Source organism: Bacillus sp. SH5-2 (assembly GCF_008368905.1).
Taxonomy (GTDB): Bacteria; Bacillota; Bacilli; order Bacillales; family Bacillaceae_G; genus Bacillus_A; species Bacillus_A luti.
Map to the genome: position 1 here is coordinate 37560 of NZ_QOSD01000033.1, position 10823 is coordinate 48382.

A 10823-nucleotide genomic window follows, 5' to 3' on the forward strand; every position below is an offset into this window, starting at 1 on the left:
GTTTATGGGATAAAGTAATTTCAGTAAAACTAGTATTAAAAATTGAAATAGAGAGCAATCTTTTTGTAAAATGATGAGTATAGAAAAAATGATTATATAAGTATGTGTGATATGATGTTTTTATAAGTTTTATACATATTGCACAAATATAGATTAAATAAGATAAGTGGTGAGAATATGATTTTTGTATTGGATGTAGGGAACACAAATGCGGTGTTAGGTGTGTTTGAAGATGGGGAACTTCGTCAGCATTGGCGCATGGAAACAGATCGTCATAAAACAGAAGATGAGTATGGGATGCTTGTAAAGCAGTTGCTTGAGCATGAAGGTCTTTCGTTTGAAGATGTGAAAGGTATTATTGTGTCTTCAGTCGTACCACCAATTATGTTCGCTTTAGAGCGCATGTGTGAAAAATATTTTAAAATTAAACCGCTTGTAGTAGGGCCTGGAATAAAAACGGGACTAAATATTAAATATGAAAACCCACGTGAAGTAGGCGCAGACCGAATTGTAAATGCAGTAGCAGGAATCCATTTGTATGGAAGTCCACTTATTATTGTTGATTTTGGTACGGCTACTACATATTGTTATATTAACGAAGAAAAGCATTATATGGGTGGAGTAATTACGCCAGGAATTATGATTTCAGCAGAGGCTTTATATAGTAGGGCTGCAAAACTTCCTCGTATTGAAATTACAAAACCAAGTAGTGTTGTTGGAAAGAACACGGTAAGTGCGATGCAATCTGGTATCCTTTATGGATATGTTGGACAAGTGGAAGGTATTGTTAAGCGTATGAAAGAGGAAGCTAAACAAGAACCGAAAGTTATTGCAACAGGTGGATTGGCGAAATTAATTTCAGAAGAATCGAATGTAATTGATGTTGTAGATCCATTCTTAACGTTAAAAGGTTTATATATGTTATATGAGCGTAATGCAAATTTACAGCATGAGAAAGGTGAATAAATACGTATGAAAGATTATTTAGTAAAAGCGTTAGCGTTTGATGGGGAAGTGCGTGCGTATAGTGTACGTACAACAAACACGGTAAGTGAGGCGCAAAGACGTCATGATACATGGAGAACAGCTTCAGCGGCGCTTGGTCGTTCTTTGACTGCGGGTACAATGATGGGTGCGATGTTAAAAGGTGAACAAAAGTTGACGATTAAGGTAGAAGGTAATGGCCCAATCGGCCCTATCTTAGTGGATGCTCATGCAAATGGGGATGTACGTGGTTATGTAACAAATCCGCATGTTGATTTTGAAGGAACAGAGCAGGGGAAATTACGTGTCTATCAAGCGGTAGGTACAGAAGGTTTTGTAACAGTAATTAAAGATATTGGTATGCGTGAGCCATTTATCGGTCAATCTCCAATCGTTTCCGGAGAATTAGGAGAAGACTTCACGTATTATTTCGCGGTTTCTGAACAGACGCCTTCTTCTGTAGGTGTTGGCGTTCTTGTAAATGGAGATGACAGTATATTAGCTGCAGGTGGATTTATTCTTCAAATTATGCCAGGTGCGCAGGAAGAAACAATTTCATTTATTGAAGATCGCTTGCAAAAAATCCCTCCTGTATCAACGTTAATCGAACAAGGTCTTTCTCCAGAAGAGTTACTATATGCAGTGCTGGGTGAAGATAAAGTAAAAGTATTAGAAACGATGGATGTTCAATTTAATTGCACGTGCTCGCGTGAACGTATTGAGAGCGTGTTAATTAGTTTAGGTAAAACAGAGTTAGAACAAGTTCGTGAAGAAGAGGAAGAGACGGAAGTTCATTGTCATTTCTGTAATGAGAGATACAAGTTCTCTAAAGAAGATATTACAAATTTAATTGAGAATCTGTAATAAGGAATTAAGGGGAGTGATCCTCCAAATAGATTGACAAACAGGGAATTTTCTGACAAAATCTAAATATAGATAAAACCAATAAAAATACTCGGTGTTAGGAGTGACAGGAATGCGAGTGGCACAATCAGTTTCAGAATTAATCGGGAAAACGCCGATCGTTAAGTTGAACCGCATCGTAGAATCAGACAGCGCAGATATATACTTGAAATTAGAATTTATGAATCCGGGGAGCAGCGTTAAAGATCGTATTGCATTAGCTATGATTGAAGATGCTGAAAAAAAGGGATTATTAAAAGAAGGCGATACAATCATTGAGCCAACAAGTGGTAACACAGGAATTGGTTTAGCGATGGTAGCGGCAGCTAAAGGATATAAGGCGATTTTAGTTATGCCAGAAACAATGAGTGTTGAGCGTCGTAATTTATTACGTGCTTATGGTGCTGAATTAGTATTGACTCCAGGGCCTGAAGGGATGGGCGGAGCAATTCGTCAAGCGACTGAATTAGCAAAAGAACATGGCTACTTTATACCGCAACAGTTCAAAAACCAATCGAATCCAGAAATTCATCGTCTAACAACAGGGCCAGAAATTGTTGAACAGATGGGTGACCAATTAGATGCGTTTATTGCAGGTATTGGTACAGGTGGAACGATTACTGGTGCTGGTGAAGTACTGAAGGAAGCGTATAAAGATATTAAAATTTATGCAGTAGAACCTGCTGATTCACCAGTATTATCTGGTGGAAAACCGGGTCCACATAAAATCCAAGGAATTGGGGCGGGATTCATCCCAGAGACGTTGGATGTAGAAGTATATGATGAGATCATTCAAGTGAAGGCAGAACAAGCGTTTGAATATGCGAGAAGAGTGGCTAAAGAGGAAGGTATTTTAGTGGGTATCTCTTCAGGAGCAGTTATTTATGCAGCGACAGAAGTTGCCAAAAAGTTAGGTAAAGGGAAAAAGGTACTTGTTATTATCCCAAGTAATGGTGAACGTTACTTAAGTACACCGCTTTATCAATTTGAATCCTAATTAAATGTGGTTGAAAAAGCATCCTTGAAAAAGGATGCTTTTTCTTTTTGGATTGGAAATAGGAAAAGAGTGAATGACTAGAAAACTTCATGTAAAATAAGAGGTAGTATAATTAAATTATTTTCACTAGCTCTCGAGTATAATCATTCTCCATATACATAACATATGTAGTTTGAAATGATTAATCTAAGAGGGTGGGATAAAAGAAGACGGGGTGTTGATATGCAACGAAGAAAATCTTTAGCGCTTTCTATTCCATATCAGTTAGATTTTTTTAAGCAATATAAATTTCTTTCTCAGGATAAGTCGCAGCATATTTTGTTAGAAAGTGGACGTGGCGGCCGTTATAACATTGTGGGGTTGAACCCGGTAGCGGTAATCCAAGGGAAGGATGAAACGTTACATATAAGCGAAAGTGGTAAGGAAACAATAAAGCGAGGGAACCCATTAAATTTAATGCAAGAATATATGGAGAAATGGAAAACAGACCATAATCCAGAGTACCCGCCTTTCCAAGGGGGGGCAATTGGTTACTTTAGTTATGATTGTATCCGTTACATTGAAAAACTCCCTTCTCTTGCGGAGGATGACATTAATATACCTGATATATTCTTTTTATTATTTGATGATGTGTTTGTATATGATCAAGAAGAAAAAGTATTATGGATTATTACACATTATGTAGATAAGCATGAAGAGGCAAAAGAGCGATTAAATGAATGGAAGATTCTGTGGACGACAGAAGTTCCGGAAGTGACTATACCGTTTGCGCGCCCTGAAAAGAAAAGTGAGGCAGTTGCTTTTACTGAAGAAAGCTTTATGAAGGCGGTTGAATGTATTCAAGAATATATTGGTGCTGGTGATGTGTTCCAAGTAAACTTGTCAACAAGACAAGAAAGAACGTTACAAACACACCCGCTAGAAATTTATACAAGTCTTCGTGAAATTAATCCATCTCCATATATGGGATACTTGGAGCTTGGGGATTTTCAAATTGTTAGTGGATCGCCAGAGTTGCTAATTAAGAAACAAGGAACCGAAGTAAGTACAAGACCAATTGCTGGAACGAGATCTAGAGGGGCGAACGAGCAAGAGGATGAAGAATTGGCAAGAGAATTAATTGAGAACGAAAAAGAAAGAGCAGAGCACGTCATGCTTGTGGATTTAGAACGAAATGATTTAGGGCGTGTTTGTAAATATGGCACTGTAGAAGTAGATGAATTTATGGTAATTGAGAAATACTCACATGTTATGCATATTGTTTCTAATGTGCGTGGTGAGGTGGAAGAAGATAAAGATGCTTTTGATTTAGTGAAGGCTGTATTCCCAGGTGGGACAATTACTGGTGCCCCGAAAATACGTACGATGGAAATTATTGAAGAATTAGAACCTGTTCGCCGAGGGATTTATACAGGTTCAATCGGGTGGATCGGTTATTCTGGAGATACAGAATTGAATATTGTAATTAGGACACTTCTTGCTAAAGATGGAAAAGCGCATGTACAAGCAGGAGCGGGAATTGTAATTGATTCAAATCCAGAAAATGAATATAAAGAGTCGTTAAAAAAGGCGATTGCTTTATGGCGTGCAAAAGAACGTAGCGAAGAAACGGTTAGGTGAGAGAAATGATATTAATGATTGATAATTATGATTCTTTTACATTTAATTTAGTGCAGTTTCTTGGAGAACTTGGACAAGAGCTTGTTGTTAAACGCAACGATGAAGTGACTATTTCAGATATTGAGAATATGAAACCAGACTTTTTAATGATTTCGCCAGGTCCATGTAGTCCGAATGAAGCAGGAATTAGTATGGAGGTTATTCGATACTTTGCCGGAAAGATTCCGATTTTTGGGGTTTGTCTTGGGCATCAATCCATTGCACAAGTGTTTGGCGGAGAGGTTGTCCGCGCAGAGCGATTAATGCATGGGAAAACATCGCTTATGCATCATGATGAAAAGACGATTTTTTCGGATATTCCTAATCCATTTACTGCGACGCGTTACCATTCCTTAATTGTTAAGAAAGAGACGTTACCAGATTGTTTAGAGGTAACATCTTGGACGGCGGAAGGGGAAATTATGGCGCTTCGTCATACAACATTGCCGATTGAAGGTGTGCAGTTCCACCCAGAATCTATTATGACTTCTCATGGGAAAGAGTTGCTACAGAATTTTATTCGTAAATATAGTCCTAGTGTGGCATCATGTTAATTTACGTAAATGGTGAGTATGTAGAAGCGAGTGAAGCGAAAATCTCTCCTTATGACCATGGTTATTTATATGGACTTGGAGTTTTTGAGACGTTTCGTATTTATAATGGTCATCCTTTTTTGTTGGATGACCATTATAACCGTTTAATAGATGCGCTGGATACATTACAAATCAGATGGACAATGACAAAAGATGATGTAATGTTTATTTTGAAAAATTTGCTCGTTAAGAATAGATTGGAGCACGCGTACGTACGCTTTAATGTTTCGGCGGGTATAGATGAAATAGGATTGCAAACAGAAATGTATGAAGAACCGTCTGTTATTGTCTTTATAAAACCTTTAGCAGCCCCAGGAGATATAGTGGAAAAAGAAGGGGTTATTTTAAAACAGGTGCGCAATACGCCGGAAGGGGCGTTGCGCTTGAAATCTCATCATTATTTAAATAACATTTTAGGGAAGCGTGAAATTGGAAGTGTTGTGAATAAGGAAGGTATTTTCCTTACTGAAGCAGGTTATGTTGCAGAGGGAATTGTTTCGAATCTCTTTTTTGTGAAAGGTGAAGTTTTATATACACCTTCGCTCGAAACAGGGATTTTAAATGGTATCACTCGTGCGTTTATTATAAAGTTTGCTGAAGAGCTGGGTATAGAAGTAAAGGAAGGTTTCTTTACAAAAGATGAATTACTTTCAGCTGATGAAGTCTTCGTAACAAACTCGATTCAAGAAATTGTTCCGCTTACTCGTATAGAGGGACGAGATTTCCCGGGTAAAGTAGGTATGGTTACAAAAAGATTTATGAATCTTTATGAAATGCAGAGAGAGAAATTGTGGAGCAGAAATGAATTGCGAAGAGGAGATGTGTAGTTTGAAGTGGGATTATGATTTGCGCTGCGGCGAATATGCATTGAACTTAAATGAAAAAACGTTAATTATGGGGATTTTAAATGTAACACCAGATTCGTTTTCTGATGGTGGGAGTTACAACGAGGTAGATGCTGCAGTGCGCCATGCGAAAGAAATGCGAGATGAAGGTGCTCATATTATTGATATTGGTGGCGAATCTACTCGTCCGGGCTTCGCTAAAGTATCAGTGGAAGAAGAAATAAAACGAGTTGTTCCAATGATTCAGGCTGTTTCAAAAGAGGTGAAATTGCCTATTTCTATCGACACGTATAAAGCTGAAGTTGCAAAACAAGCAATTGAAGCTGGTGCTCATATTATTAATGATGTTTGGGGAGCGAAGGCGGAACCAAAAATCGCTGAAGTTGCAGCTCATTATGATGTACCTATTATCTTAATGCATAATCGCGATAACATGAATTATCGTAATTTAATGGCGGATATGATTGCTGACTTATATGACAGTATTAAAATTGCTAAAGATGCTGGTGTGCGAGATGAGAATATTATTTTAGACCCGGGCATCGGTTTTGCTAAAACACCTGAACAAAATTTAGAGGCGATGCGCAATTTAGAACAGTTAAATGTACTAGGTTATCCAGTTCTCTTAGGTACTTCAAGAAAGTCTTTTATTGGGCATGTGCTAGATCTACCGGTAGAGGAACGTCTTGAGGGAACGGGAGCTACCGTTTGTCTCGGCATTGAAAAGGGTTGTGAGTTTGTTCGTGTTCATGATGTGAAGGAAATGGCGCGTATGGCTAAGATGATGGATGCGATGATTGGTAAGGGGGTAAAGTAATTGGATAAAATTTATATTCATGATATGGAGTTTTACGGTTATCATGGTGTATTCCCGGAGGAAAATAAATTAGGTCAGAGATTTAAAGTGGACTTAACAGTGGAATTGGATTTGAAACAAGCAGGAGAAAGTGATGAATTAGAGCATTCGGTCAATTATGGAGAACTTTTCGAACTATGTAGAAAAGTTGTTGAAGATAGAACGTATAAGCTTGTAGAGAGTATTGCTGAAAATATCGCTACAGATATATTGAAACAATATGAGAGTATTTCGCGTTGTACAATTAAAGTAATTAAACCGGACCCGCCGATACCTGGGCATTATCGTGCTGTAGCAGTGGAAATTACGAGAGAACGTCCATGAATAATATAGCGTACATTGCATTAGGTTCAAATATTGGAGAGCGTTATACGTATTTAACTGAAGCGATTCAGTTTCTAGATAAAAATCCTTATATCCAAGTTGAGGATGTTTCGTCTGTATATGAAACGGAACCAGTTGGCTATACTGACCAAAGTTGCTTTTTAAATTTAGTTATAAAAATTTCTACCAATTTATCACCGCAAGAATTATTGAAAGTAACGCAAAAAGTAGAAAATGACCTAGGAAGAAAAAGGGAAATTAGGTGGGGCCCGAGGACTATCGACCTTGACATTTTACTATATAATCAAGAAAATATTGAAGCAGAGAATCTTATTGTTCCGCATCCGCGGATGTTCGAAAGAGCTTTTGTTATCGTTCCGTTGTTAGAGATTAATCAAGATATAAAACAAAACATTTCACGTTCACAAGTAGAAGAAATGAAAAGGCGAGAGGAAGTAACGGTATGGAAGCAGAAAAATGGGGAAGACGCATTCGTGCTTTTCGAAAACTAAAAGGTTATACACAAGAAGGTTTTGCAAAAGAATTAGGGGTATCTGTATCTGTTTTAGGTGAAGTTGAGAGAGGGAATCGATCGCCTTCCCAAGATTTTGTAGTGGAAGTTGCTAAAGCATTAAAGGTCTCGATAGATGAGCTAATGCCAAAGTGACCATGAAGGAAGGAGTAAATCGAGTGTTAAAAATCGCAAATATTGAGATGAAAAATCCGGTTGTATTAGCACCGATGGCGGGAGTGTGTAACTCTGCATTCCGTTTGACAGTAAAAGAATTCGGTGCAGGCCTAGTTTGTGCCGAAATGGTAAGTGATAAGGCAATACTACTGAACAATAAAAGAACATTAGATATGTTATATATCGATGAGAGAGAAAAACCATTAAGTTTACAAATTTTTGGTGGAGAGAAAGAAACTCTTGTAGATGCTGCGAAATATGTAGATCAATATACGACAGCAGACATCATTGATATTAATATGGGATGCCCAGTACCGAAAATCGTTAAGTGTGATGCGGGAGCAAAGTGGCTTTTAGACCCAAATAAAATATATGAAATGGTAGCGGCAGTTGTAGATGCTGTTAAAAAACCAGTTACAGTTAAAATGCGTATCGGTTGGGATGAGGATCATATTTTCGCAATCGAGAATGCAAAAGCTGTTGAGCGTGCTGGTGGACAAGCGGTAGCAGTTCATGGGCGTACACGCGTACAAATGTATGAAGGAAAAGCGGATTGGGATATTATTAAACAAGTAAAGCAAGCTGTAAATATCCCGGTTATCGGAAATGGTGATGTCGCAACGCCACAAGATGCAAAGCGTATGATTGATGAAATTGGCGTAGATGGTGTTATGATTGGTCGCGCTGCTCTTGGAGATCCGTGGATGATTTATCGTACGGTAAAGTATTTAGAGACGGGTGAATTAATGCCGGAACCGACAGTGCGTGAGAAAATTGACGTATGTATGTTGCATCTAGATCGTCTTATCGATTTAAAGAACGAAAATGTCGCTGTAAGAGAGATGAGAAAGCATGCAGCTTGGTATTTAAAAGGTATTCGTGGTAATGCAACTGTACGTAATGGTATCAATGCTTGTAATACGCGTGAAGACCTTGCAAATGTATTAGGTGCGTTTGTAGAAGAAGTAGAAGTGAAACAACAAACAATTCACGTTGGTTAATAATAGATAGGGAAGATTGACATTCTTCTATACACTTCCTATAATTACGTGAAAGAAAGAAGAACTGCCAGTTAGTTGCTGGCAGTTTTTCTAGTTGAGTAGAAAATGCTATACTGTATATATTGTAAAAATTAATAGAGCTGGAGTGATATCAATACCATGGATAACATGAACCACGAAGAATTAAACGACCAATTGCTTGTTCGTCGTGAAAAGCTACATAACTTACGTGAGCAAGGAATCGATCCGTTCGGTAAACGATTTGAACGTACAAATGCAACAAATGACTTATTAAGCTTATATGGAGAGTTCTCTAAAGAAGAATTAGAAGAGAAAGAAATCTCTGTTTCTATCGCTGGTCGTATTATGACAAAACGCGGTAAAGGAAAAGCTGGATTTGCACATATTCAAGATTTACATGGACAAGTTCAAATTTATGTTCGTAAAGATGCTGTTGGAGATGAAGAGTACGAATTATTTAAAACAGCAGATTTAGGTGACTTAGTAGGTATTGAAGGTAAAGTGTTCAAAACGAACGTTGGAGAACTTTCAGTAAAAGCAACGGGCTTTACACTATTAACGAAATCTCTTCGTCCGCTACCGGATAAATACCACGGATTAAAAGATGTTGAACAACGCTACCGTCAACGTTATTTAGACTTAATTACAAGTATGGAAAGCCGTGAAACATTCGTTACTCGCAGTAAGATTATTCGTGAAATGAGAAGATACTTAGATGACAATGGTTATCTTGAAGTGGAAACACCTATGATGCATGCAATTGCAGGTGGAGCTTCTGCTCGTCCTTTCATTACGCACCATAATGCGTTAGATATGGAATTATATATGCGTATCGCAATTGAACTTCATTTAAAACGCCTTATCGTGGGTGGATTAGAAAAAGTTTATGAAATCGGTCGTGTATTCCGTAATGAGGGTGTATCAACTCGTCATAATCCTGAGTTTACGATGATTGAATTGTATGAAGCGTATGCTGATTATAAAGATATTATGAAACTAACAGAAAATATGGTTGCTCATATTGCGAAACAAGTACTAGGTACAACAACAATCCAATATGGTGATTATGAAATTAATCTAGAACCAGAATGGACACGTCTTCATATGGTAGATGCAATTAAAGAACATTCTGGAGCAGATTTCTGGAATCCAATGAGTGTGGAAGAAGCGCGTGAACTTGCAAAAGAACATAATGTAGATATTAAGGATACAATGGAAGTTGGTCATATTATAAATGAATTCTTCGAACAAAAAGTAGAAGATAAATTAATCCAACCAACATTTATTTACGGTCATCCGGTAGAAATTTCGCCACTTGCGAAAAAGAATGATGAAGATCCACGATTCACGGATCGTTTCGAATTATTTATCGTTGCACGTGAACATGCAAATGCATTCACTGAGTTAAATGATCCAATCGATCAAAAAGAACGTTTTGAAGCGCAATTAAAAGAACGCGAACAAGGTAATGACGAAGCTCACATGATGGATGATGATTATATCGAAGCTCTTGAGTATGGTATGCCTCCTACAGGTGGACTAGGAATTGGTATCGATCGTCTTGTTATGTTATTAACGAATGCACCATCTATTCGTGATGTACTATTATTCCCTGCTATGCGTCATAAACAAGATTAAGCTTTGGAGATTTCTCCAAAGCTTTTTTATTTGAGTATGAGTTGCCTGGAGATAGTAAATCTTGATAGTGTGAGAAATTATATTTATATAGAAGAAATGTGCTGTTTTTATACTTTTTTACTAAGTTAAAAATTTTATTAGAAAAACTATTGCATTTTAATAATCAAACTGGTATATTTATATTCGTTGCCACGAAAGGTAACAAGCAAAACAAACGAAAAACAACTTATTAAAAAAAGTTGTTGACGAAAATATAACGAAATGTTATATTAATAAAGTCGCTTCTGGGCGACGAAGTAGTTCTTTGAAAACTG

General features: G+C 37.5%; 12 protein-coding genes. All 12 read left to right on the forward strand.

Features of this window, described 5'->3' with window-relative positions; genetic code table 11:
• Positions 1–177: 177 nt before the first annotated feature.
• The 12 genes from DN410_RS25140 to lysS all read left to right on the forward strand — a co-directional run bounded on the left by DN410_RS25140 (position 178) and on the right by lysS (position 10509).
• The gene (locus tag DN410_RS25140; RefSeq protein WP_149178472.1) at positions 178–966 is read left to right on the forward strand and encodes a type III pantothenate kinase; all 789 of its coding nucleotides are present in this window, start codon (positions 178–180) and stop codon (positions 964–966) included.
• Positions 967–972: 6 nt separating this feature from the next.
• Entirely contained in the window at positions 973–1848 is an 876-nt protein-coding gene (hslO, locus tag DN410_RS25145; protein ID WP_149178473.1) for a redox-regulated molecular chaperone HslO, read from the forward strand.
• 112 nt (positions 1849–1960) lie between these two features.
• Positions 1961–2884 (forward strand): cysteine synthase A, encoded by a 924-nt coding sequence (gene cysK, locus DN410_RS25150; protein ID WP_149178474.1) that lies wholly within the window; start codon positions 1961–1963, stop codon positions 2882–2884.
• Positions 2885–3106: 222 nt separating this feature from the next.
• Positions 3107–4504: an aminodeoxychorismate synthase component I gene (gene pabB, locus DN410_RS25155; protein WP_149178475.1), complete on the forward strand. Its 1398-nt coding sequence runs from the start codon at positions 3107–3109 to the stop codon at positions 4502–4504.
• A gap of 5 nt (positions 4505–4509) precedes the next feature.
• Positions 4510–5097, forward strand: coding sequence for an aminodeoxychorismate/anthranilate synthase component II (gene pabA, locus DN410_RS25160; protein ID WP_149178476.1), 588 nt, complete (start codon positions 4510–4512; stop codon positions 5095–5097).
• Positions 5091–5963: an aminodeoxychorismate lyase gene (gene pabC / locus DN410_RS25165; RefSeq protein ID WP_149178477.1), complete on the forward strand. Its 873-nt coding sequence runs from the start codon at positions 5091–5093 to the stop codon at positions 5961–5963. Before pabA ends, pabC begins: the two co-directional genes overlap by 7 nt.
• Entirely contained in the window at positions 5938–6798 is an 861-nt protein-coding gene (gene folP / locus DN410_RS25170; protein ID WP_149178478.1) for a dihydropteroate synthase, read from the forward strand. Before pabC ends, folP begins: the two co-directional genes overlap by 26 nt.
• On the forward strand, positions 6799–7161 hold the full coding sequence (gene folB / locus DN410_RS25175) for a dihydroneopterin aldolase (RefSeq protein WP_149178479.1): 363 nt from the start codon (positions 6799–6801) through the stop codon (positions 7159–7161).
• Positions 7158–7673 (forward strand): 2-amino-4-hydroxy-6-hydroxymethyldihydropteridine diphosphokinase, encoded by a 516-nt coding sequence (gene folK / locus DN410_RS25180; RefSeq protein WP_149178480.1) that lies wholly within the window; start codon positions 7158–7160, stop codon positions 7671–7673. Before folB ends, folK begins: the two co-directional genes overlap by 4 nt.
• Positions 7625–7828, forward strand: a complete 204-nt coding sequence (locus DN410_RS25185) for a helix-turn-helix domain-containing protein (RefSeq protein ID WP_000387027.1) — start codon at positions 7625–7627, stop codon at positions 7826–7828. The genes folK and DN410_RS25185 overlap by 49 nt, the downstream gene beginning before the upstream one ends.
• Positions 7829–7851: 23 nt before the next feature.
• On the forward strand, positions 7852–8850 hold the full coding sequence (gene dusB / locus DN410_RS25190; RefSeq protein WP_149178481.1) for a tRNA dihydrouridine synthase DusB: 999 nt from the start codon (positions 7852–7854) through the stop codon (positions 8848–8850).
• Between the two features lie 159 nt (positions 8851–9009).
• On the forward strand, positions 9010–10509 hold the full coding sequence (gene lysS, locus DN410_RS25195; protein WP_048526409.1) for a lysine--tRNA ligase: 1500 nt from the start codon (positions 9010–9012) through the stop codon (positions 10507–10509).
• Positions 10510–10823 lie beyond the last annotated feature (314 nt).